This is a genomic window from Kribbella sp. NPDC058245, from assembly GCF_042882005.1.
Lineage (GTDB): Bacteria > Actinomycetota > Actinomycetes > Propionibacteriales > Kribbellaceae > Kribbella.
Map to the genome: position 1 here is coordinate 43,475 of NZ_JBHVWY010000010.1, position 21,813 is coordinate 65,287.

The 21,813-nt window shown below is 68.1% G+C and carries 22 protein-coding genes; 14 read left to right on the plus strand and 8 right to left on the minus strand.

Annotation, left to right across the window (positions count from 1 at the left end):
• Positions 1-8: 8 nt before the first annotated feature.
• Positions 9-1,016, plus strand: coding sequence for a LacI family DNA-binding transcriptional regulator (locus ACFVWG_RS23150; RefSeq protein WP_391545445.1), 1,008 nt, complete (start codon positions 9-11; stop codon positions 1,014-1,016).
• Positions 1,017-1,019: 3 nt separating this feature from the next.
• Here the strand turns inward: ACFVWG_RS23150 and ACFVWG_RS23155 are convergent, their stop codons facing one another.
• Complete coding sequence (locus ACFVWG_RS23155) at positions 1,020-1,856, minus strand: hypothetical protein (protein ID WP_391545446.1); 837 nt, start codon at positions 1,854-1,856, stop codon at positions 1,020-1,022.
• 3 nt (positions 1,857-1,859) lie between these two features.
• Entirely contained in the window at positions 1,860-2,468 is a 609-nt protein-coding gene (locus ACFVWG_RS23160) for a hypothetical protein (protein WP_391545447.1), read from the minus strand.
• A 160-nt stretch (positions 2,469-2,628) separates the two neighbouring features.
• Here ACFVWG_RS23160 and ACFVWG_RS23165 point away from each other — a divergent pair, with 160 nt between their 5' ends.
• Positions 2,629-5,205, plus strand: coding sequence for a DUF3376 domain-containing protein (locus tag ACFVWG_RS23165; protein WP_391545448.1), 2,577 nt, complete (start codon positions 2,629-2,631; stop codon positions 5,203-5,205).
• Here ACFVWG_RS23165 and ACFVWG_RS23170 read toward each other — a convergent pair.
• From ACFVWG_RS23170 to ACFVWG_RS23185, 4 genes are all read right to left on the minus strand, one after another.
• Positions 5,180-6,004 carry a DUF3097 domain-containing protein gene (locus ACFVWG_RS23170; RefSeq protein WP_391545449.1) on the minus strand — a complete coding sequence of 275 codons (825 nt, stop codon included), beginning with the start codon at positions 6,002-6,004 and terminating at the stop codon, positions 5,180-5,182. The two genes, ACFVWG_RS23165 and ACFVWG_RS23170, sit on opposite strands and share 26 nt — an antisense overlap.
• A gap of 155 nt (positions 6,005-6,159) precedes the next feature.
• Entirely contained in the window at positions 6,160-7,680 is a 1,521-nt protein-coding gene (locus ACFVWG_RS23175; RefSeq protein ID WP_391545450.1) for an NCS1 family nucleobase:cation symporter-1, read from the minus strand.
• 48 nt (positions 7,681-7,728) lie between these two features.
• The gene (locus ACFVWG_RS23180) at positions 7,729-8,160 is read right to left on the minus strand and encodes a DUF4870 domain-containing protein (protein WP_391545451.1); all 432 of its coding nucleotides are present in this window, start codon (positions 8,158-8,160) and stop codon (positions 7,729-7,731) included.
• Positions 8,161-8,237: 77 nt separating this feature from the next.
• Positions 8,238-9,008, minus strand: a complete 771-nt coding sequence (locus ACFVWG_RS23185) for an MBL fold metallo-hydrolase (RefSeq protein ID WP_391545452.1) — start codon at positions 9,006-9,008, stop codon at positions 8,238-8,240.
• A 99-nt stretch (positions 9,009-9,107) separates the two neighbouring features.
• Here ACFVWG_RS23185 and ACFVWG_RS23190 point away from each other — a divergent pair, with 99 nt between their 5' ends.
• The 5 genes from ACFVWG_RS23190 to ACFVWG_RS23210 are packed head-to-tail and all read left to right on the plus strand — an operon-like array spanning position 9,108 to position 13,797.
• On the plus strand, positions 9,108-9,749 hold the full coding sequence (locus ACFVWG_RS23190) for a ThuA domain-containing protein (protein ID WP_391545453.1): 642 nt from the start codon (positions 9,108-9,110) through the stop codon (positions 9,747-9,749).
• Positions 9,734-10,831, plus strand: a complete 1,098-nt coding sequence (locus tag ACFVWG_RS23195) for a Gfo/Idh/MocA family protein (protein ID WP_391545454.1) — start codon at positions 9,734-9,736, stop codon at positions 10,829-10,831. Before ACFVWG_RS23190 ends, ACFVWG_RS23195 begins: the two co-directional genes overlap by 16 nt.
• A gap of 50 nt (positions 10,832-10,881) precedes the next feature.
• On the plus strand, positions 10,882-11,904 hold the full coding sequence (gene hrcA / locus ACFVWG_RS23200) for a heat-inducible transcriptional repressor HrcA (protein WP_391545455.1): 1,023 nt from the start codon (positions 10,882-10,884) through the stop codon (positions 11,902-11,904).
• Between the two features lie 31 nt (positions 11,905-11,935).
• Positions 11,936-13,078, plus strand: a complete 1,143-nt coding sequence (gene dnaJ / locus ACFVWG_RS23205; protein ID WP_391545456.1) for a molecular chaperone DnaJ — start codon at positions 11,936-11,938, stop codon at positions 13,076-13,078.
• Positions 13,079-13,080: 2 nt separating this feature from the next.
• Positions 13,081-13,797 (plus strand): 16S rRNA (uracil(1498)-N(3))-methyltransferase, encoded by a 717-nt coding sequence (locus ACFVWG_RS23210; protein ID WP_391545457.1) that lies wholly within the window; start codon positions 13,081-13,083, stop codon positions 13,795-13,797.
• On the opposite strand, the gene ACFVWG_RS23215 is transcribed toward ACFVWG_RS23210, so the two are convergent.
• Together ACFVWG_RS23215 and ACFVWG_RS23220 are read right to left on the minus strand one after the other, a co-directional pair.
• A complete protein-coding gene (locus ACFVWG_RS23215; RefSeq protein ID WP_391545458.1) occupies positions 13,794-14,921 on the minus strand; it encodes a Gmad2 immunoglobulin-like domain-containing protein in 1,128 nt (375 codons plus the stop codon). The genes ACFVWG_RS23210 and ACFVWG_RS23215 overlap by 4 nt on opposite strands.
• Positions 14,918-15,427, minus strand: coding sequence for a SigE family RNA polymerase sigma factor (locus ACFVWG_RS23220; RefSeq protein WP_391545459.1), 510 nt, complete (start codon positions 15,425-15,427; stop codon positions 14,918-14,920). The genes ACFVWG_RS23215 and ACFVWG_RS23220 overlap by 4 nt, the downstream gene beginning before the upstream one ends.
• Positions 15,428-15,535: 108 nt before the next feature.
• Between ACFVWG_RS23220 and ACFVWG_RS23225 the strand changes: the two genes are divergently transcribed.
• From ACFVWG_RS23225 to ACFVWG_RS23255, 7 genes are all read left to right on the plus strand, one after another.
• Positions 15,536-16,474, plus strand: a complete 939-nt coding sequence (locus tag ACFVWG_RS23225; RefSeq protein ID WP_391545460.1) for a hypothetical protein — start codon at positions 15,536-15,538, stop codon at positions 16,472-16,474.
• Positions 16,475-16,629: 155 nt separating this feature from the next.
• Complete coding sequence (locus ACFVWG_RS23230) at positions 16,630-17,562, plus strand: PhoH family protein (RefSeq protein ID WP_391545731.1); 933 nt, start codon at positions 16,630-16,632, stop codon at positions 17,560-17,562.
• On the plus strand, positions 17,559-18,038 hold the full coding sequence (gene ybeY / locus ACFVWG_RS23235; RefSeq protein WP_391545461.1) for an rRNA maturation RNase YbeY: 480 nt from the start codon (positions 17,559-17,561) through the stop codon (positions 18,036-18,038). The genes ACFVWG_RS23230 and ybeY overlap by 4 nt, the downstream gene beginning before the upstream one ends.
• A gap of 1 nt (position 18,039) precedes the next feature.
• Entirely contained in the window at positions 18,040-19,344 is a 1,305-nt protein-coding gene (locus ACFVWG_RS23240; RefSeq protein WP_391545462.1) for a hemolysin family protein, read from the plus strand.
• A gap of 10 nt (positions 19,345-19,354) precedes the next feature.
• On the plus strand, positions 19,355-19,687 hold the full coding sequence (locus ACFVWG_RS23245) for a cytidine deaminase (protein WP_391545463.1): 333 nt from the start codon (positions 19,355-19,357) through the stop codon (positions 19,685-19,687).
• A complete protein-coding gene (gene era, locus ACFVWG_RS23250; protein ID WP_391545464.1) occupies positions 19,671-20,660 on the plus strand; it encodes a GTPase Era in 990 nt (329 codons plus the stop codon). The genes ACFVWG_RS23245 and era overlap by 17 nt, the downstream gene beginning before the upstream one ends.
• A gap of 3 nt (positions 20,661-20,663) precedes the next feature.
• On the plus strand, positions 20,664-21,341 hold the full coding sequence (locus ACFVWG_RS23255; RefSeq protein ID WP_391545465.1) for a GNAT family N-acetyltransferase: 678 nt from the start codon (positions 20,664-20,666) through the stop codon (positions 21,339-21,341).
• Positions 21,342-21,813: the final 472 nt, after the last annotated feature.

Consider the following 21,813-nt stretch of genomic DNA (forward strand, 5'->3'; position numbering starts at 1 on the left):
GAGGACCGATGGACGACTCGGGTTCTCCCACGCTCGAGCAGGTCGCAGCGCTGGCGGGAGTATCGCGGGCGACCGTGTCGCGCGTGGTGAACGGATCGCCCAAGGTGCTGCCGGAGACGGTGGCCCTGGTCGAGCGCGCGATCGGCCAGCTCGGCTACGTGCCGAACCGGGCCGCCCGCGCGCTGGTGACCCGGCGCACGGACTCGGTGGCGATCGTCGTACCGGAGCCGGACAGCCGGGTGTTCTCCGATCCCTTCTTCGCCGGGATGCTGCGGGGCGTGAGCCGGACGCTGGCGCCGACGTCGTCGCAGCTCGTGTTGCTGCTCGAACCGGCCGAGGGCGATGACCAGCGGCTGCTGCGGTACCTGCGCGGCGGTCACGTCGACGGCGCGATGGTGATCAGCCACCACGGACGTGACAACGTCCTGCAGGAGCTGGCGCAACTGCCGCTGCCGATCGTGTTCAGCGCGCGGCCGCTCGGCGTCGACGTACCGGTGGCGAGTGTGGACGTGGACAACGTGGCGGGCGCACGGGCCGCGGTCGAGCACCTGCTGAGCATCGGCCGTCGCAACGTCGGCACGGTCGCCGGACCGATCGACATGACGGCCGGCCTGGACCGGCTCACCGGCTACCAGAGCGTGATGGCCGAAGCGGGCCTTCCGGAGGCCGTTGCCTTCGGCGACTTCACCGCCGACGGTGGTGAGCTGGCCGCGATCGAGCTGCTCGACAAGCACCCCGATCTCGACGGGATCTTCGTCGCGAACGACCTGATGGCGACCGCTGTACTGCGGGTGCTGTCCGAGCGCGGCCGTCGAGTGCCGGCCGATGTCGCGATCGTCGGTTTCGACGACTCGGTGATGGCGACCACGACGACCCCGAAGCTCACCACGGTCCGTCAGCCCGTCGAGCTCCTCGGGGCCCGGCTCGCCGAGATGCTGCTGGCCAAGATCGGTGGCGCCGATCTGCACAGCCCCGAGGTCTACGGCACCGAGCTGATCATCCGCGAATCCACCTGACGCCTACGGCGGATCGTTCTGGAACTGGAACTGCACCCGGACCGAGTCGTTCAGCGGTACGACGACGGTCGTGTTGGAGGCGGTCCAGTTCTGCGGGACCAGGAAGAGCCGGTTCTCGCCGACCACGAGCAGCCGCAGTCCGCGATAGCGGTAGTTGAACGTCTGCCCGGTACCGGGCCGGAGCGCGGTCTCCTCCAGGCCGGGAGACCGCAGGGCGAGCTTCTCTTTGGTGTCCAGGATGACGACCGGGAAGCGATCCAGGTGCCGCGCGTCGGACTTGGCCAGCCCGCGACCGGAGTACTGCGCTGTGGTCGCGGTCGCCCAGAACGCACTGGTCACCGTGACGACCGCGAGCAGGACGATCAGCACGCGCGGTGGACTGGGCGCTCCGTCGGTCCGACTCCGGAGATAGGTGACGTAGGCAAGCGCTGCGGCCGACAGCCCGATCACGATCGGTACGACGAGGGCGTAGTACGGCATCTGGCCGAGGAATGGATAGGCGATCAGTCCAAGGACTCCGATCAGCAGTACGACGACGGTCACCCGACTGGATCGCCGTACGGCGGCTGCTGTCGGGTGGATCGCGTTGTGGACGAGCAGCCCTGCGACCGCGAGAAGCGTCATCACCAGCAACGGGACGAGCAGGGGCTGCGGACTGCGCATCACGTAGTCCTGCGTACTCAGGCCGATCGTGTCGACGTCGATGCCGAAGTACTCGTACTGCGAGCGCGCGGAGACGTACCCGAAGTAGAACAGCAGCGTGCTGATCAGCGTCACCGGCGTGACGATGCCGGCGGCGAAGCTCAGCCAGCGCTCGGCCTGCGACCGCTCGTCCGCCACCGGTCAACCACCGGTCGGCGTTTCGCTTGTGCTGGTGAGTTCGCCGGGCACGAAGGCGACCGAGCTGCCCACCTTCTCCGCAGCACCCTTGAGGGTTTGGCAGTCGTCCTCGGACGCACAGGTCACCACGGCTGCGACGACCACCTTGACGGGGTCGCTGCCCGCGGCGACCTGGCGCGCGCCGACGTAACACGAGTCGCGCGAGTCCTTGGTCCACTGCACCTCGGGACAGGACCGGCCCTCGCAGATCCCCTGGTCGAGCTGGAAGATGCCGTCTGGTTCGAGGTGTACGGCGCCGAGCGTGACCGTTGTCCCTTCAGCGAGGTCGACGCCGGTCAACGAGACGGACGCGCATTGCTCAACACCGGCGTCATCGGCATTGCCGCCGGCGGGCGCGGTGGCCAGCTCGAAACCGGGTTTGCGCTGCTCCGGCTGGCTGCTCTCCGCGTCGGTCGGCTCCGGCGCCGGCTCATCGGTCGACGTGGTTGTCACGCTGCCGTCGGGCGGCGTCGTACCGGCGTCTCCGGGCGAACTGCCGCCCGACGACTGACCGCCGCACCCCACGGCCACCATCACGATCGCTGCTACTAGTGTTGCCATCGCTGTGCGCATAACGGCCACCCCCAGAACTCAGGATGCGCCCCTGGCCAAGGGCGGACAAGCCTTCGCCGATGCACCTAGGGGCAAGCTTTCGTTCACTCTCCGCTGTTGCATAAGTCTGTTTCTGTGACCATGGTGGTAGTTGTGAGGCAAGTGAGGCTAGGGGAGACCTGTGAGTGAACATGAGATCCGGATCGCGCTGGTTCTCAATGGTGGGGTGAGTCTGGCCGTCTGGATGGGCGGTGTGACGCACGAGCTGGATCTGATCCGGCGTTCGTCGGGGTCGGCGTCGGCGCCCGGTCCGCAGCCGTACGACGCGGTGCTGGCCGACCGCTGGCGGGAGTTGTGCCAGCGGGGCGGTGAACGGCGCCGGGTGGTCGTCGACGTGATCGCCGGGACGAGCGCCGGTGGGCTGAACGGGTCCTTGCTGGCGACCGCGATCTCGAATGGGTCGACGCTGGATCCCGGCGGTTCGGACGGGCCGTGGTTGCGGCAGAAGTGGGTCGGGCTGGGATCGCTCGAGGTGGGCAAGCTGGTGCCGTCGGCCGGGGAGAAGTCGACCTCCGTGCTGGACGGCAACTACTTCCTGGAGGAGCTGGAGAACCTGATCAAGGGCGTCGCGGATGCCGGCGAGACGGCGGCCGAGGAGCCGGTCACGCTGTTCGTCACCGCGTCCGGGCTCGGCGTCCAGCAGTTCGAGGCGCGGGATGCGGCCGGCCAGCGCTTCGTCGTACCGGATCATCGGTATCTGTTCGCGTTCACGAGTGAGAACGCGGCCAAGTACGACGGCATTGATCGATCGTTCGCGGTCAAGGACACCAACGGGTTGAAGGACACCAAGCTGCTGGCGCGGGCCGCGCGGGCGAGTGCGTCGTTCCCGGCCGCGTTCGGGCCGGTGCTGGAGACGCCGAAGCTCGCTTCGTCACCGCCACGGCTGCAGCCGACGCACGCCGACTCCGGTGCCTGGCTGGTCGATGGTGGCGTGCTCGACAACGCGCCGTTCGGGCCGGTGCTCGACGTGGTCGCGCGGCGCCCGGTCGCCGGACGAGCGAGCAGATACGTCCTGTACGTCGTACCGTCGGCCGGGATCGGGAGTGCGTCGACGGCGTTGCCCGAGGCGAAGGAGCCGAGCTGGCGGGTGGCGGCGTTGTCGGCCGTGCAGTTCCCGCGCGAGGTGGACTTCCGCTCCGACGTCGAGCAGCTCGAGCGGTTGCTGCTGGAGGCCGACGCGTCCTGGTCGGACACCCAGCGGCTCTTCGATCGTTGCATGGAGCAACCAGATGAGCGGGGGCGGCTGAAGGCCGCGGCGAAGGCTTTGCAACCGACGTACTCGCGAGGTCGCGCGGCCGGGGGAGTCTGGGAGGCCGTGACGATCGCGAGCCACGACCAGTCGACCGTGCTGGATGCGGCGACCGCGTTGTCCGAGGCGGAGATCGACGAGATCCTCGCGACCAAGCACCCGTGGGTGCCGGACCCGGACGGTTCGACCGCGCCGCTGCTGAACGACGCCGACGGTCATCCGCGCTGGCAGTGGGGGACCGGCTCGGCCGAGCGGGTGATCCGGTTGATCCTGCGTTCGCTGCGGAGCCGGATCGACGTGGCGCCGAAGAAGGCACGACCCGAGCTCGAGCGGCGGTTGAAGGCAACCAGCGACTGTCTGCTCAAGGCGCAGGCCATCCGGGACGCGTTGAACGAGCAGCTCACTCTGGCGGATCTCGACCTTCGCCCGGCCGGTGGCGCCGAGGCGGTCGCGGTCGGCCTGACCGACATCTTCGAGGACCTGCAGATTCAGCTGGCACTGGGTTCGGCCTTCGCCGACGTGATCTCGGTGATCGGCTGGGAGCTCGTCGAGACCGCGCTCGAGGTGGAGATCGTCTCGCGCTGTACGTCGTCCCGGACGCCGCAGCAGCGGAGTGCGCCGTTCCAGTTCCTGCGACTCGGGCCGGACATTGCCTTGACGCTGCTGGATGATCTGCCGGCCGGGTCGATCGCTGATGATCTGAAGGACCGGATCCTCTACGGGAGTCAGGTCGGGCACTTCGGCGCGTTCGGTGCGGCGGACTGGCGGCGGTGGGACTGGCTGATGGGGCGCCTGCACTGCGTGGCGCACCTGGGCGCGATGCTCGGCGCGGATGCGGACTGGATCCGCGAGACGCAGCGGCAGATCCTGCAGGCCGAGGGCTGGACGCCGCAGGCGGTCGCGGACCGGATTCAGCGGCTGGCCGAGGACTTTCCGGCCGACGCCGGGCTCGGCGCGCTCACGACGATGCGCGACGAACTGAACCAGTCGACCGAGGGACGCGCGACGACCAAGGGTCTCGCCGACCGGATGGTCGACGTCTCCAGTGGCCTCGGACCTCAGGTGGGCAACGCGGTCAAGGCGATGGCCGGGCGCAAGCAGCAACCGGCTTCGTGGCTGTTGCGGACCGCGCGCTGGTTCACCGAGCCCGCTCGGCAGACGGTGTGGGGTCGCGTCGTGCGTGGGGTCAACCTGACCCCGGCGCACCGGCCGCTGCTCTTCGAACCATGGATGCCTGTGGTCACGATCGGTGTCGGTGTTGCCCTGCTAATCGTGGCTGCGCAGATCAGCGCAGGCGCGGTTGTGCTCGCCGTACTGTCCGGGGTGCTGCTGGCTTCGGGCGTGCTGCTCGGCGCCCTGACCTTCTATGTACGGCGAGCGCGCCGGCTGATGCGTGCCTGGATCGAGAAGCGAATGCCCGAACTCAGTCCAGCGTCACGAAATCGATGAGCTCCTCGACCCGGCCGAGCAGGCTCGGGTCGAGGTCGGCGAAGCTGTTCACCTTGGACAGGATGTGCTTCCAGGCCGCGGCGACGTCGGCCTGGTCGGTGGCCGGCCAGCCGAAGGTCTGCAGCACGCCCTTCTTCCAGTCCTGGCCGTGCGGGATCCGCGGCCAGGCCTTGATCCCGACCGAGGACGGCTTGATCGCTTCCCACACGTCGATGAACGGGTGCCCGACGACCTTCACGTACCGGTTGTCGATCTGCGCGGCGATCTTGGACTCCTTGGAGCCCTCGACCAGGTGGTCGACCAGGACGCCGAGCCGTCGGCCGGCACCGGGCTGGAACCGGTTCACGATCCCCGGCAGATCGTCGATCCCGCCGAGGTACTCGACGACGACACCCTCGATCCGCAGGTCGTCGCCCCAGACCTTCTCGACCAGTTCGGCGTCGTGCCGGCCCTCGACGTAGATCCGGCTCGCCCGGGCCACCTTCGCCCGGACATTGTCGACGGCGACCGACCCGGACGCCGTACGGGTCCTCTTGGCTGGAGCGGCCTTCTTCGGTGCGACCAGGCTGACCGGCTTGCCGTCCACCCAGAAGCCAGGACCCATCGGGTACGTGCGGATCTTGCCGTGCCGGTCCTCGAGATCGACCACGCCGTGCTCCCAGCGCACGATCGCCCCGACGAACCCGGACGAGGGTTCCTCGACGACCATGCCCTTCGCGATCTCGACCTCGACGGTCCGCCCGTTCTTGGGCTTGCGCCAGTCCCCACTCAGTACGTCGTTCCCATACCGATCAGCCACCCGCCAACCGTACCCGGCAGTGATTTAGCGTCCGAAAGACACGCGGGCCAGGTACGACGTTCCTTCGGACGCTAGCGACGAGTCAGCCGGTACTGCGATGAGCGTCCGAAAACTCGCCGACCACGTACTGCGTTCCTTCGGACGCTAGCGGCGAGTCAGGCGGTGATGGGTTCGCGGGAGGGGGTCAGGCGGGTGAGGAGGAGGAAGGCGATGAAGCCGGCGATCAGGCCGACGAGCCAGGAGTAGTCGTACAAGGGCTTGAGGAAGGGGATGAGGCCGTCGGCGGGGAAGGGGCCGGCGCCGGGGTTCGAGTAGGCGCCGCCGACCGCGAGGATCGCGCCGAACAGGGTTGCGACCACGGCGCGCCAGTTCCAGCCGGATGCGTACCAGTAGCGGCCGGACGACTTGTAGAGGTCGGGCAGGGTGAGCGCCGTCCGGTCGATGAACCAGTAGCCCGCGATCAGCACGCCCGCGACCGAGGCGAGCACGCCGCCGTAGAAGGACAGCCAGACGAAGATGTAGATCGACGGGTCGGAGATCAGCCGCCAGGGCTGGATCACGATGCCGATCACGCCGGTGAGCAGACCGGCGGTGCGGAAGTTCAGCCAGCGCGGAAGGGCGTTCGCGAAGTCGTACGACGGACTGACCACGTTGGCCGCCACGTTGCACGACATCGTCGCGAGGATCGCCATGATCAGGCCGACCGTGACGACCACCGGGTTCTCGAAGCGGCGGGTGAGCTCGACCGGGTCCCAGATCGCCGAACCGTAGACGATGACTGTGCCCGAAGTGGTGATGATCGAGACCAGCGCGATGAACGACATCGTCGTCGGCAGGCCGATGATCTGGCCGATCACCTGCTGGCGCTGGCCTTTGCCGAACCGGGTGAAGTCCGGCATGTTCAGGCTGAGCGTCGCCCAGAACGCGATCATGCCCATCAGCGACGGCGCGAAGATCTTCCAGAAGTCCGCGTCCCAGCCGAGCTTCGAGGGCTGCGACAGGATCGGGCCGAACCCGCCGGCCTTGACCAGGATCGCGATCATCAACGCCAGGAAGGCGACCGTGACCAGCGGCGCCGCCCAGTTCTCGAACCGCCGCAGCCCCTCGATCCCGCGCCAGATCAGCACCATCTGCAGCGCCCAGAAGAACGCGAAGCTGAGCCACATCGTCCACGGATGACCGGCGACCGCGGACGCGTCGGTCCAGCCCTTGCCGAACAGCTCACCGACGATCACGTAGATCGCCTGACCGCCGATCCAGGTCTGGATGCCGAACCAGCCACAGGCGATGAACGCCCGCAGCAGGGCCGGGAAGTTCGCCCCGCGAACGCCGTAGAAGGCGCGCGCGAAGACCGGGAACGGGATGCCGTACTTGGTGCCGGCATGACTGTTCAGCAACAGCGGGACGAGCACGATCAGGTTCCCCAGCGTGATCGTGAGAAAGGCTTGCAGCCAGTTCATCCCGAGCGCCACCAGCCCCGCGGCCAGCAGGTAGCTCGGGATGTTGTGCGCCATCCCCATCCACAGGGCGGCGTAGTTGTACGTCGTCCAGTTCCGCTCCGGCAGCCTGGTCGGGGCGAGCTCCGCGTTCCCGTACCGGCTGTTCGCGATCGCGTCCGGATCGGTCAGTTCGACCCGGCCGTCCGGGTGCGTCGTCTGCTCAGTCGTGATGGCCATGGATCAAGTTGCGCCCTTCACCGAACCGCTGTCAACGAGTAACTACTACTACTTCACCAAGCGAAGCGCGAACGGGTACTTGTAGGGCAGGCCCTTGCTGGCGGCAATGGTCGCGAGGATGGCGAAGACGAGCGCGGCGGCCCAGATCACGAAGAACGTGACGAAGCCGATCAGCACGACCATCAGGATCGACGAGACGACGTACCCGATCGTGACGGTGATCTGGAAGTTCAGCGACTCGACGGAGTGCGCGCGCACCATCGGCGACTTCTCGCCCTGGACAAGCAGCACGATCAGCGGGGCGATGAAGCCCAGCACGATGGTGCCGATGTGGGCCAGCAGCGACCAGGTGCGCTCGTCCCGCGGGCTCAACGCCTGCGGCTGGCCCGGCTGGAAGGCCGGCTGCTGCTGGTACGGCGGGACGTTGCCGTCCTGCGGCGGGCCGGCATTGTCAGGTTCGGTGTTCTGCGGTTCGGTCATCCCAGCACGGTAGGGGAATCAGGTGGAGCGATGGTCACGTTGTGGCCCCGATCGTGCACCTGTGCACGTTGGGGCAGTCAGCTCGGCCCGAGCAGCGGGATGGTCGGCCGCCGCGGCGGACCGAGGACGGCGTACGCGCGCTTGATCGCGTCCTGCAGCCCGGCCGGATCCCACGGCCAGCCGTCGGTGTGCTCGAGTGCCTTCTCCAGCGACGTCCCCGCGTGGTGCAGGTCGGAGATCGTGTTGGCGACCTGCCCGATCTCGTCCCGCTGCGCGGTGGCGAACGCCGCGTCGACGACCGCACCATGACCCGGTACGACGATCGCGCCCTTCGGCATCGTCCCGATGATCCGTTCCAGCGTGTCCGGCCATTCGAGTGGGAACGAGTCGTCGCCGTACTGCGGAGGCTGTGACTCCTCGACCAGATCACCCAGGAAGAACACGTTCACATCCGGTACGACGACCACCGCGTCGCCGTCGGTGTGCGCGTTCCCCAGGTACAGCAACTCGACCCGACGGTCCCCGAGGTCGATCACCTTCGCCACCGAGAACGTCTCGGCAGTCAGTTCAGCCGACGCCACCGTGTTCTCATGCGCGTACGCCGTCGCCTCCGTGAACACGCTGTTCCCGTTGACGTGGTCGAAGTGCGCGTGCGTGTTGACCACCCACCGCACCGGCAGGTCGGTCACCTCACGAATGTGCCCGAGCAGTTCCTGGGCTTCTTCGGTCGTCGCCCGGGTGTCGATCACCAACGCACCCTCGGACCCGACGACCAGTCCGACGTTCAGGTCCCACTCGTCGTACCGCCGTACCCAGCACCTGTCGCCAACCTCGGTCCACCCAGTCACGGCCACGACCCTACTAGGGGTTGATGGGCGGTTCGGTGACGCCTAAGGTCGTTGCGAATCTTCCGGTGACAATCGCGAAACTTTCGAAGGCGGTTTCTTGTGACGACACGACGCGCGCTGGTGGTGCGGGGTGGCTGGGACGGGCATGTGCCGGTCGAGGCGACCGAGTTGTTCATCCCGTACCTGAAGGAGAACGGGTACGACGTGACCACGTCGGAGAGCACCGAGAGCTACCTGGAGCTGGACGGGGTGGACCTGGTGCTGCAGTGCGTGTCGATGGGGGAGACGAAGCCGGAGCACATCAAGAGCCTGGCCGACGCGATCCGCGGCGGGACCGGGTTCGCGGGCTGGCACGGCGGGATCGTCGACTCGTTCCGGGACAACACCGACTACAGCTTCATCACCGGTGGTCAGTTCATCTCGCATCCGCACAACTTCACCGACTACCGCGTCGAGGTGGTCGCGGAGCACCCGATCGTCGAGGGCATCACGCACTTCGACGTGCACACCGAGCAGTACTACCTGCACGTGGACCCGACCAACAACGTGCTCGCGACCACCACCCTGGCCTCGCACCCGGACTTCCCCTGGATCGAGGGCGCCGTGATGCCGGCGGTCTGGACGCGCACGTGGGGTGAGGGGCGCGTGTTCGTCTGCACGGTCGGCCACAAGCTCGACGACTTCGACGTACCTGAGGTGCGCACGATCATCGAGCGGGGGCTGCTGTGGGCGAGCAAGTGACCCGCGTCGGCATTGTCGGTACCGGCGTCATCTCCGGCACCTACCTGGATCACCTGGCCAAGCTCCCCGGGGTAGAGGTGGTCGCAGTCGCCGACCTGGACCTCAGCCGCGCCCAAGCCGTCGCTACCGACAGCATCCGCGCCCTCTCGCCAGACGAGCTGTACGCGGCCGACGACGTCGACATCGTCCTCAACCTCACCATCCCCGCAGCCCACGCCGCCGTACACCAGGCTGCCCTGGCAGCAGGCAAGCACGTGTACGGCGAGAAGCCGCTGGCCATGGATCGTGCCGAAGCCGAGCCGCTCCTCAAGTACGCCGCTGCGAACGACCTCCGCATCGGCTGCGCACCGGACACCGTTCTCGGCACCGGAACCCAGACCGCACGCGCGGTGATCGACCGGGGCGACATCGGCACGCCGCATGCTGCGACTGCCTTCATGGTGACGCCCGGCCACGAGCTATGGCACCCAGCGCCCGAGTTCTACTACCAGCCCGGTGGCGGCCCGGTTCTCGACATGGGCCCGTACTACGTGACCAGCCTGGTGACCCTGCTAGGTCCGGTACGACGGGTTACCGCGCGCGCCGGCAAGTCCAAGCAGGAGCGGATGATCCACACCGGTCCCCGGGCCGGGACGGTCTTCCCGGTCGAGGTGCCGACGCACCTCACCGGCGTACTGGAGCACGAGTCCGGTGCGCTGACCACCGTGCTGATGTCCTTCGACGTGTGGGCCGGGCGGCTGCCGCGGATCGAGGTGCATGGCACTGACGGCAGCCTGTCCGTCCCAGACCCGAACGGGTTCGATGGGCCGGTTGAGCTCGTCACTGCGGCGCAGCGCGAGTGGACCGAAGTGCCAACAGCTGGCGGGTACGCCGGAGCGGGCCGGGGTGTCGGTGTGGCCGACATGGCAAGGGCTTTGCGCAACGGCGAACCACACCGGGCGAACGGCGAGCTGGCGTACCACGTGCTCGACGTACTGGAGTCTTTTATCGACTCTGCCGTGCAGGATCAGCCCCTCGATGTGACGAGTACAGTGACGCGCCCCGCAGCCGTTCCATTGGGAGCGACGCCTGACACCGCCTAGACTGGCACTCTGACTATTTGAGTGCCAAGAGTCTTGAGAGGGTGGTGCGCGTGCTGGACGAGCGCAAGCTGGATGTGCTCCGCGCCATCGTCGAGGACTACGTGGCGACCCATGAGCCGGTCGGCTCGAAGACACTGGTCGACCGGCACAACCTCGGGGTCTCCCCCGCCACCGTGCGCAACGACATGGCGGCGCTGGAGGAGGAGGGGTACATCACCCAGCCCCACACCAGCGCCGGCCGGATCCCGACCGACGCCGGGTACCGGCTCTTCGTCGACAAGCTGAGCACGGTCAAGACGCTGTCCGCGGCCGAGAAGAAGGCGATCACTTCCTTCCTCGGCGGTGCGGTCGACTTGGACGATGTCGTACGGCGAACTGTCCGTTTGCTCGCGCAGATCACCCGCCAGGTCGCGATCGTGCAGTACCCGTCCCTGAACCGGTCGAGCGTCCGGCACATCGAGGTCGTCACGATGACCCCGCGCCGGCTGCTGCTCGTGCTGATCACCAGCAACGGCCGGGTCGAGCAGCGGATCGTCGAGCTGCCGCGCGATGTCGAGGACCAGTTGGTCGCCGACCTGCGCTCGCGGCTGAACACGGCGCTGGTCGGCCAGCGGCTGACCGACGCGACCACCACGCTGGCCACGGTCGCCGACGCCTTCGCGCCGGCCGACCGACCGCTCGTGGCCGCGATCGTCACCACCCTGCTCGAGGCCTTCACCGACGAGATGGGTGAGCAGCGGATCGCGGTTGGCGGTGCTGCCAACCTGACCCGGTACGGCGACGACTTCGAGCGGAACGTGAAGCCGGTGCTGGAGGCGCTGGAGGAGCACGTCATCCTGCTCAAGCTGCTCGGTGAGGCGACCCACCCGCAGACCCTGACCGTCCGCATCGGTCACGAGAACCCGTACGAGGAGCTGGCCACCACCTCGGTGGTCGCGACCGGCTACGGGTCGAAGTCGGAGGCGCTGGCCACCCTCGGCATCGTCGGCCCGACCCACATGGACTACCCCAGCACGATGGGCGCCGTACGGGCCGTCGCGCGCTACGTCAGCCAGATCCTGGCCGACTCCTGATGATCAACTCGACAAACCCCTGGTCTGGAGTATGAGCACCGATTACTACGCCGTCCTGGGCGTCAGCCGTGACGCTTCAGCGGACGAGATCAAGAAGGCGTACCGCAAACTGGCGCGCCAGTACCACCCGGACGTGAACGACTCCGAGGACGCGCACCACAAGTTCCAGGAGATCGGCCGCGCCTTCCAGGTGCTCAGCGACCCGCAGAAGCGGCAGATGCACGATCTCGGCGGCGATCCGTTCGCGTCCGCCGGGGGCGGTGGCGCCGGTGGGTTCGGCGGCCAGGCGTTCACGTTCACCGACATCATGGACGCGTTCTTCGGCCAGACCGGCGGGGCCACCCGCGGGCCACGGCCGCGGACGCGCCGTGGTCAGGACGCGTTGATCCCGCTGCGGATCGACCTCGCCGAGGCGGCCTTCGGGACGACCCGCGAGCTGAAGGTCGACACCGCCGTACTGTGCCCGACCTGTTCGGGTTCCGGCGCGGCCGCCGGCTCCGAGCCGGTCACCTGCGAGATCTGCCACGGCCGTGGTGAGGTCACCCACACGCAGCGTTCGTTCCTCGGCGAGGTGCGCACGATGCGCCCCTGCCCGAACTGTCGCGGCTTCGGGACGACCATCCCGAACCCGTGTGTCGAGTGCGCCGGTGACGGCCGCGTCCGCTCCCGTCGTACCGTCACCGTCAAGATCCCCGGCGGCGTCGACTCCGGCACCCGGGTGCAGCTGTCCGGTCAGGGCGAGGTCGGCCCCGGCGGCGGCCCGGCCGGTGACCTGTACGTCGAGATCGAGGTCGAGCAGCACGAGGTCTTCACCCGCAACGGCGACGACCTGCACTGCACGGTCACGCTGCCGATGACGGCGGCCGCACTCGGTACGACGATCGACCTACCGACGCTGGAGGGCGAGACCACCCCGCTGGAGATCCGCCCCGGCACGCAGTCCGGTACGGCGATGACGCTGACCGCGCGTGGTGTGCCGCGACTGCGGCACGCGGGTCGTGGTGACCTGATCGTCCAGATCATCGTCGAGACGCCGACCAAACTCGACGAGAGCCAGATCGACCTGCTTCGGCAGCTCGCGGTGGCGCGTGACGAGGAACGTCCGCAGGGTCAGATCCAGGCCGCCCACAAGGGCGTCTTCGGCCGGCTCCGCGACGCCTTCGGCCAGCACTAACGATGGGTGTCGCGGTCTTCTTCGCCGCCGAGCTCGACGGCGAAGAACTGACGCTGGACGGCGCGGAAGGGCGGCACGCCGCCGTCGTACGGCGGATCGGTCCGGGCGAGCGCATCCGGCTGACCGACGGACGGGGTTCGTGGGCCGAAGGGCCAGTGGTCACCGCCTCGAAGTCCGGGCTGACCGTGACTGTCGATCAGCGGGGGAGCGACCCGGCCAGTACGGCGCGACTGATCGTCGTACAGGCGTTGCCAAAGGGCGAGCGGGCTGAGCTGGCCGTCGAGATGCTGACCGAGGTCGGCGCCGACGTGATCGTGCCGTGGAACGCGGAGCGGAGCCAGTTCCGCAGCAACCCGGAGCGGTCCGCGAAGACGCTCGCCAAGTGGCAGGCCTGGGCATTCGAGGCCAGCAAGCAGTCGCGTCGCTCGTGGTTCGCCGAGGTGGCTCCGATCGCCACCACAACGGAGATCGCGAAGCTCCTCCAGGACGCGGCTCTCCCGGTAGTCCTTCATGAAGAAGCCACCGTGCCACTCGCCGGTCTGGAGGTTCCGGCCACCGGCGACATCGTGATCGTCATCGGCCCGGAAGGCGGGATGGCGCCCGCCGAGCTCGCCGCCTTCGCCGTCGAACCGGTCCGCCTCGGCAACACCGTCCTCCGCACCTCAACCGCCGGCGTAGCCGCCGCCTCGGCTCTGCTCGCCCGCTCCCGCTGGAGTTAGCGAACGACCTCAACGGTCTTGGTGTCCATGTCGCTGATGCTGCCGTCGGCGGCCGAGGTCAGGTATGCCTCGATCTGCCAGAGGCCGGGTGCGAGCTTGAGCTGGAAGGTGAACTCCGAGAACTTCTGGCCCTCGGTGGTGTTCACGACGCTCTTGCGCATGTCGCCGGTCTTCACGTTGGTGGCGAGGTAGTTCACGGTCGCCTCGGACGCTGCGGCCATTCCCTGGACGGTCACCGGGCTGGTGGCCACGGATCGATCGGTTGGCGACTCGATCGAGACCAGGGCCTCGACATCAACCGCCTGGGCGCGGCCGAGCGGCGTACTGGTGTCGATCGAGCCGAACAGCTTGGCACCGACCTTGCCCCGCTGGGTGACCTGGACCGGCTGGGTGCTGTCCTCGAGCGCGCCCTGCACGGTGTAGACCAGCTGCTGCGCCGCGATCTCGGCGATCGAGGCGTCGACCTCCCCCTCCGGGAACTGCTTGAAGTCGACCGTCACCACTCCGTCTGCCCGGGTCACCGAGCTCACGACGGCGCCCTTCCAGACCGAGTAGTAGTCGGGATCATCCGGCTGCCTCCGCGTCATGATCTGGACCGCCTGAAAGGCCGGCCGGCCGGACACCTTCGTCCAGGTCCGGTAGAGCCGCGTGGTGGACCTGGCCTGCGGAGTGGGTTTCTTGGCGCTGGTCTTGAGCGGTACCGCGTCCCCGAGCCAGTAGATGGGCACGGCCTTGCTGGCGACCATCGGCTCGGGCTCGCCGGGCTGGACCGTCGGCGCCTGCTTCGGCGGCAGGGTCGATGCCTTCGTCGGGTCGTTGCGGGGGGTCTCCGGCGAGCTGGTCGGCGCACCGCTGGCGGAGGCTGTGGTGCCCTGTCCGGCGACGGCGTCACCGTCGTTCGCGGTGTTCAGGTTGCCGTTGAAGACGGTGAACGCGCCGACCGCGGCCGCCGTACCGATGGCGGCCAGCCCGGCGCCGACGACCCAGGGCCGGCGGGTAACAGGACGTCGTACGGCGTGGGCGCGGGTGAGGATCTCCGGCAGGGCATCGGTCGGCTCGATCCGGTTCGCCTCGTTGGCCAGCGACCGGCGCATCAGCTCGTCGAACGGGTCATCGTTGTTCATAGGTTCTGCTCCAGCACCTGGCGCAGCGACTTGGTCGCTCGCGCGGCATGGCTCTTGACCGATCCCCGGCTGATGCCCATCGTGTCGGCGATCTCGGCCTCCGACAGGTCACCGTAGTACCGAAGCACCATCACAGTGCGTTGTTTCTCCGGGAGCGTCCGCATCGCCTCGATGACCCGGTCGGTCTCGGCCGTCCGCAGCGCGGCCTGCTCCGCACTGGGCTCGTCCGGCAGGCTGCGCGGCATGTGCTTGTCGACGACCACCAGGTGGCGCTGGCGGGAGCGGGTGCGGTTCACCACGGCGGTGCGCAGGTACGCGAGTGCCTTGTGGGGGTCGCGCAGCCGGTGCCAGCGGCCGTGCATCGCGACGAACGCGTCCTGCACGATCTCCTCCGCCGATCCGGTGTCACGCAGCAGCAAGGCGGCGAGGCGCACCAACGACGTGTAATGCGCCGTGTAGACAGCCGTCAGCGCCTCGTCGGCATTCCACGAGGACTCATGTGTCACGCACTCTTCGTACACCACCGCAGGTTGTGCCACACAACAGAGACGCGAAGGCCTCGTCCCAGGTTGACAACAGGGCTCGATGAACTGCACCGATGGCACTCTCTGTGCATGAAGCAGCACGGAGACGGTCACTGGTGCGGTCACCGGGACATCACGTACGCCGCTGTCGCCCGCCTCTACGACCGGACGGGCCGGGACGGTCTGAGTCGCCAGGAGTACTCCGAGCAGCTCGACAAGGCGCAGGCCTATCAGGACCGCCCACTGGGTGCGGGCGTGATCAAGAACTTCGGCGGTACCGGAAAACCCTTCGTGTACGCCGGAATCGGGCCGACCGGGCACTCGGCGTACGCGAATCCTGACGCTCAGCGAGCACACTTCATGGCCGACCCGTACCGACGTGGTGCCGACAACCTGCAGTCGAACACCGAGTACCTGTTCGATGAGCTGAGCGCAGCCCACGTGGCCGAGTCGCCGCGTGAGGAGATGCATCACCTCGGTGCAGCCGTGCACGCGCTGCAGGACAGCTACTCGGGCGCCCACGCCTGGCGAGAGCTCTCCGTGTACGACGGGGATCCCACCGCGCGGGTGCAGTCGTTGCACGTGTTCACACCGGGTCATGTGGTCGGGCTGGACAAGGAGCGCAACACGCACGCCGACGAGTTCGACTCACCGCCGGCCAGATCCGGGTCCACATTGGCCGCGATCGAGGCGACGTACCGGATGTTGCAGGCCTATGAGGTGAACCGCGACAAGCCGCCACAGGAGGCCGAGTTGGCACGGCGGGAGGCCCTCGGTGACCTGGTCCGGCCGGGGGAGAACGTCACCGTGAACCTGCATCCCACGCCGGAGTGGACCGCCGAGCGAGGCCAGCGGCTGGCGCTCGAGCAGGCGGGTCCGGGTGTCCAGCAGTCGGGTGAACTGGGCCAGTTACGGGGTGTGCTCGCGGCTCAGACCGCCCCCGGCGTGGGGGCTCTGCGGACGACCGAGCGAGCCGCGCGGGGCGTGTCCCGGGAAATTGGCAGTGAGGGTGTCCGCCGGGACGGCTAGCATGGACAGGTCAGCTTCCCTTTTCTCGAGTTACACAGTTCAGGAGGAAGAGCCTGTCCAGGCCACGCAGTATCGAACCGGGGGCCCGCGCAGACGGCGCAGCCGCCACCACTCCGCAGACGTCGCACAAGATCGTCGTGCCGAACAGCATCGACATGGTGGCCCTGCTCGGAGCCCGGGACGAGTTCCTCCGCATCATCGAGAAGGAGTTCGCCGCCGACATCCTGGTCCGCGGCAACGAGATCACGCTGACCGGTGAACCCGCCGAGCTGGCACTGGCCGAGCGGCTGCTGGACGAGCTGGTCGTGGTGATCCGGACCGGGCACGGCCTGACCGCCGACTCGGTCGAGCGGAGCATCGCGATGGTCAAGCAGGCCACCGGCGAGAGCCCGGCCGACGTCCTGACCCAGAACATCCTGTCCAGCCGCGGCCGCACCATCCGGCCGAAGACGCTGAACCAGAAGCGCTACGTCGACGCCATCGACAAGAACACGATCGTGTTCGGGATCGGCCCGGCCGGTACCGGCAAGACCTACCTGGCGGTGGCCAAGGCGGTCCAGGCGCTGCAGGCCAAGGAGGTCAGCCGGATCATCCTGACCCGGCCGGCCGTCGAGGCCGGTGAGCGGCTCGGCTTCCTGCCCGGCACGCTGTCGGAGAAGATCGACCCGTACCTGCGCCCGCTGTACGACGCCCTGCACGACATGCTCGACCCGGAGTCCATCCCGCGGCTGCTGACCGCCGGCACGATCGAGATCGCGCCGCTGGCCTACATGCGCGGAAGGACCCTTAACGACGCGTACATCATCCTGGACGAGGCGCAGAACACCTCGCCGGAGCAGATGAAGATGTTCCTCACCCGGCTCGGTTTCGGCTCCAAGATGGTCGTCACCGGTGACGTCACCCAGGTCGACCTGCCGACCGGGACGAACTCGGGACTGCGGGTCGTCCAGGACATCCTCGAGGGTGTCCAGGACCTGGAGTTCTGCCGGCTCACCGCGCACGACGTGGTCCGGCACAAGCTGGTCGGCCGGATCGTGTCGGCGTACGAGAACTACGAAGGACAACGGGGCGCTGAGCACCAAAGATGAACGTTGAAGTGAACAACGAGTCCGGCGTCGAGATCGACGGTGGCGGACTGATGCGGCTGAGCCGGTTCGTGATGTCGTCGCTACGGCTGCACCCCGAGTGCGAGCTGTCGATCAAGCTGGTCGACGAGGACACGATGGCCAGGTACCACGTCGAGTTCCTGGACCTTCCGGGGCCGACCGACGTGATGTCCTGGCCGATGGACGAGCTGCGGCCCGGTTCGGACGGCGGTGACGACGCCGAGCTGCCCCTGGGGCATCTCGGCGACATCGCGCTGTGCCCGACCGTGGCCGCCGCCCAGGGCGCCAAGGCCGGGCACGGCACGTGGGCCGAGCTGGAGCTGCTGACGGTGCACGGCATCCTGCACCTGCTCGGGTACGACCACGCCGAACCGGCCGAGAAGGCCGAGATGTGGGACATCCAGGGCCGGCTGCTGGAAGCCTGGCGCGCACCGGGAAACAGGTTAGAAGGCGTCTGACGTGAACTCTGACGGCCTAGTCCTCCTGGTCGTTGCTGCGGTGCTCGTGCTGCTCGCCGGTCTGTTCGCCGGCGTCGAGGCTGCGCTGTCGGCGTACTCGAAGGTGCGGGCGAACGAACAGGTCGAGCTGGGCAACCTGCGGGCGGTCCGGCTGCGCGACCTGCTGTCGGACGCGCCGCGCTACCTGAACTCGCTGCTGCTGCTCCGGCTCAGCTGCGAGATCACCGCGATCGTGCTCGTCACCCAGGCGCTGTCGGAGGTCTTCCAGGTCACCTGGGAGCACATCCTGATCACCGCCGTGGTGATGGTGCTGATCTCGTACGTGATCATCGGCGTCGCGCCGCGGACGCTCGGCCGGCAGCACTCGGACCGGTTCGCGATCGCCGCGGCCGGGCCGGTGATGGCGTTGACGCGCATCCTCGGACCGCTGCCGAAGCTGCTGATCCTGATCGGCAACGCGCTCACCCCGGGCAAGGGATTCGCGGCCGGCCCGTTCGCGACCGAGGCCGAGCTGCGCGCGCTGGTCGACTACGCGGAGAAGTCCGCCGTGATCGAGTCCGGCGAGCGGCAGATGATCCACTCGGTCTTCGAGCTCGGCGACACCATCGTCCGCGAGGTGATGGTGCCGCGGACCGACATGGTCTACATCGAGAAGCACAAGAAGCTCCGCCAGCTCATCTCGCTGGCGCTGCGCTCGGGCTACTCGCGGATCCCGGTGATCGGCGAGTCCCTGGACGACATCCTCGGGGTGGTTTACCTCAAGGACGTGATGCGCCGCGTCTACGACAACGCCTCGGCCGAGTCGACCGAGCGGGTCGAGTCGGTGATGCGTCCGTGTATGTACGTCCCGGACTCCAAGCCGGTCGACGAGCTGCTGCGCGAGATGCAGGCCGCCCGGATCCATCTGGCGATCGTCGTCGACGAGTACGGCGGAACCGCGGGCCTGGCCGCGATCGAGGACATCCTCGAGGAGATCGTCGGCGAGATCACCGACGAGTACGACGAGGATCCGGACTCGGTGCAGGAGCTGTCCGACGGCGCCTTCCGGGTCTCCAGCCGGTACCCGATCGACGAGCTCGGCGAACTGTTCGGTGTCCCGCTGGACGACGACGACGTCGACACCGTCGGCGGTCTGATGGCCAAGCTGCTCGGCAAGGTGCCGATCCCCGGCGCCGAGGTCGAGATCGCCGGGCTGTCTCTCACTGCGGAGCGGCCGTCCGGCCGCCGCAACCAGGTCGGTACTGTGCTCGTGCGCCGCGAGGAACCCGTCGCCGGCCGCACCGACCAGAACCACCAGCACGCCTAGGAGCACCCACTTGTCAGATCTCTCGGCGGAGGACGCCAAACTCGTCACGCTCGCACGCGCGGCCCGGGCCCGGACCCGCGCAGCCGAGGGTGCCGCCGTGCGTGATTCCGACGGCCGCACCTACTCGGCGTGCACGGTCGCGCTCGACACCGTCGAGTTGACGGCGTTGCAGCTCGCCGTCGCGATGGCGCTGGCCTCCGGCGTGAAGGGCCTCGAAGCGGCCGCTGTCGTCACCGAGGCGGATACTGCTGACATCAACGTCGTCCGTCACTTCGCCGGCGCCGCCATCCCGGTCGTTCTGGCCGACGCCTCCGGAGAGGTCCGCAATGTCATCAACACCTGAGCCCCCCACGAAGGGCCGGGGCAAGCCGGCACCGGCTCCCGCTCCTACCCCTTCGCCCACTGGGTTCAAGTCGGGCTTCGCGTGTTTCGTCGGGCGGCCCAACGCGGGCAAGTCCACGCTGACCAACGCGCTCGTCGGCCAGAAGATCGTGATCACCTCGTCGAAGCCGCAGACCACGCGGCACGCCGTACGGGGAATCGTGCACCGGCCGGACGCGCAGCTGATCCTGGTCGACACCCCGGGGCTGCACAAGCCGCGCACGCTGCTCGGCCAGCGGCTGAACGACCTGGTGAAGAGCACCTGGGCCGAGGTCGACGTGATCGGCATCTGCCTGCCGGCCAGCGACAAGATCGGCCCTGGTGACCGCTTCCTGGTCGCCGAGGCGGCGAAGGTCGCGAAGACGCCGAAGGTCGCGCTCGCCACCAAGGCCGACCTGGTCGAGCCCGAGCGGATGCTCGAGCACCTGACCGAGATCCAGGAGCTGGGCGAGGCGTCCGGGATCGAGTGGGCCGCGATCATCCCGGTCTCGGCGACCTCCGGCTTCCAGGTCGACCTGGTCACCAGCGAGCTGATCCAGTTGCTGCCCGACGGGTTCCCGCTCTACCCGGACGGCGACATCACCGATGAGCCCGAGGAGACCCTGGTCGCGGAGCTGATCCGCGAGGCCGCGCTGGAGGGTGTCCGCGACGAGTTGCCGCACTCGATCGCCGTCACCATCGACGAGATGGGCCTGCGCGAGGACCGTCCCGAGGACAAGCCGCTGCTCGACATCTACGCGAACATCTTCCTCGAGCGCGACAGCCAGAAGGGCATCGTGATCGGCCACAAGGGCGCCCGCCTGCGTGAGGTCGGCGCCGAGGCCCGCCGCCAGATCGAGGCCCTGCTCGGTACGCCGGTCTACCTCGACCTGCACGTGAAGATCGCCAAGAACTGGCAGACCGACGCCAAGCACCTGCGCAAACTGGGGTTCTAGATCATGAGCACGCCCGAGCTGCGGAATCCGACGTACGACGCCCTCACCGGCCCGCACGCGGTCTTCGCGGAGTCCCGCGGGAACGCCCGCCGGTATCAGCCGGAGGTCGCACCCTTCCTCGGCCTGCCGGCAGACCCGACCGATCAGGACTGGGCGGATCTCGCCGCCCTGCTCGGCCCGGGCTCCGGCGGCGCGATCATGGCTCCGGACCAGCCGTTGCCGGAGCCGTTCAAGCTGGACAAGCAGTTCGACCTGGTCCAGTTCGTGGCTCCGGACGACCTGGCCGCTCCTGACGACGAAGCGGTCGCGCTGACCGCGGACGACGTACCGGAGATGATCGCCCTGGTCGCGCTGACCGACCCCGGCCCGTTCCGGTCCCGCACGATCGAGCTCGGCCCGTACCTCGGCATTCGCCGCGACGACGAGCTGATCGCGATGGCCGGCGTCCGGCAGACACTCCCGGCGTACGCCGAGATCAGTGCGGTCTGCACGCACCCCGACCACCGCGGTCAGGGCCTCGCGCGCCGCTTGATCCGTGCGGTCGCGGCAGAGATCACCGCGACCGGCCGGACTCCGTTCCTGCACACGGGCGGCACGAACGTCACCGCCCAGCGCCTCTACACCGCGATGGGCTTCACCATCAGCAACCGCATGAAGGTCACCGTCGTCGAGGTCGTCTGACCGCCAAAACTCACAGCGTCCGAAAACACGCCGACCACGCACTGCGTCTCTTCGGACGTTAGCTCCTCGAGACCCCCGCCCGACCCGTCTGCTCGGCTGGATGACTGGCCGCGTGTCGGGGTGTGCACCCCTTGTGGTGGGCGTGAACAAGCTATGAGGTGTCCGCACTCACCATTTCTTGTTCAAGCCCTCGGTGGTTGGCGTGGCTCGGCCGCCTGGCGGCGGTCGACTGGAACCTTCGGGCGCGCCAAGTAGATGGCTGAGGGGGATGGTGCGGTCGGTGACCAGGCTGGGCGTTGCCTGGGCTTCCGGGCTGTGGCTGAGGTGCGTGATGCTCGGGAGTCTTGCGTTAGTCGGTAACTTTTCGGGTCCAGGTGACGAAAAAGTACCGGCTAACGTCATGGACAGTGTGGGCAAGTTGAACGGGCAATCAGCCCACAGCAACAGCCCACACATCCGTTGTAAATAAGGG

Excerpts from the sequence above, each read along its gene's own strand:
- ACFVWG_RS23150 (WP_391545445.1), top strand. The coding sequence starts at position 9 with ATGGACGACTCGGGTTCTCCCACGCTCGAGCAGGTCGCAGCGCTGGCG.
- ACFVWG_RS23160 (WP_391545447.1), bottom strand. The coding sequence starts at position 2,468 with ATGCGCACAGCGATGGCAACACTAGTAGCAGCGATCGTGATGGTGGCC.
- ACFVWG_RS23175 (WP_391545450.1), bottom strand. The coding sequence starts at position 7,680 with ATGGCCATCACGACTGAGCAGACGACGCACCCGGACGGCCGGGTCGAA.
- ACFVWG_RS23180 (WP_391545451.1), bottom strand. The coding sequence starts at position 8,160 with ATGACCGAACCGCAGAACACCGAACCTGACAATGCCGGCCCGCCGCAG.
- dnaJ (WP_391545456.1), top strand. The coding sequence starts at position 11,936 with ATGAGCACCGATTACTACGCCGTCCTGGGCGTCAGCCGTGACGCTTCA.
- ACFVWG_RS23210 (WP_391545457.1), top strand. The coding sequence starts at position 13,081 with ATGGGTGTCGCGGTCTTCTTCGCCGCCGAGCTCGACGGCGAAGAACTG.
- ACFVWG_RS23215 (WP_391545458.1), bottom strand. The coding sequence starts at position 14,921 with ATGAACAACGATGACCCGTTCGACGAGCTGATGCGCCGGTCGCTGGCC.
- ACFVWG_RS23225 (WP_391545460.1), top strand. The coding sequence starts at position 15,536 with ATGAAGCAGCACGGAGACGGTCACTGGTGCGGTCACCGGGACATCACG.
- ACFVWG_RS23230 (WP_391545731.1), top strand. The coding sequence starts at position 16,630 with ATGGTGGCCCTGCTCGGAGCCCGGGACGAGTTCCTCCGCATCATCGAG.
- ybeY (WP_391545461.1), top strand. The coding sequence starts at position 17,559 with ATGAACGTTGAAGTGAACAACGAGTCCGGCGTCGAGATCGACGGTGGC.
- era (WP_391545464.1), top strand. The coding sequence starts at position 19,671 with ATGTCATCAACACCTGAGCCCCCCACGAAGGGCCGGGGCAAGCCGGCA.
- ACFVWG_RS23255 (WP_391545465.1), top strand. The coding sequence starts at position 20,664 with ATGAGCACGCCCGAGCTGCGGAATCCGACGTACGACGCCCTCACCGGC.